General features: G+C 51.9%; 1 rRNA gene. It reads left to right on the top strand.

What is annotated here, in order from left to right:
- Positions 1–366, top strand: a 23S ribosomal RNA gene (locus tag K5Q92_RS24085); the annotation flags it as partial.

Here is a 366-nt window from a genome sequence, read left to right as displayed (position 1 = left end):
CGAGGCCGAAAGGCGTAGTCGATGGGAAACGGGTTAATATTCCCGTACTTCTGCTAACTGCGATGGAGAGACGGAGAAGGCTAGGCTAGCGCGGCGTTGGTTGTCCGCGTTTAAGGTTGTAGGCTGTGTACTTAGGCAAATCCGGGTACACTTAAGGCTGAGAGCTGATGACGAGGTCCTAAGGGACTGAAGTAGTTGATGCCATGCTTCCAGGAAAATCTTCTAAGCTTCAGGTTAGCAGGAATCGTACCCCAAACCGACACAGGTGGTCGGGTAGAGAATACCAAGGCGCTTGAGAGAACTCGGCTGAAGGAACTAGGCAAAATGGTACCGTAACTTCGGGAGAAGGTACGCTGCTGTTGGTGA

The organism is Shewanella sp. MBTL60-007, from assembly GCF_019654915.1.
In the GTDB taxonomy this organism is placed as follows: domain Bacteria; phylum Pseudomonadota; class Gammaproteobacteria; order Enterobacterales; family Shewanellaceae; genus Shewanella.
Note: the sequence above shows the minus strand (reverse complement) of the source record. Positions and strands in the feature narration are given on the sequence as shown.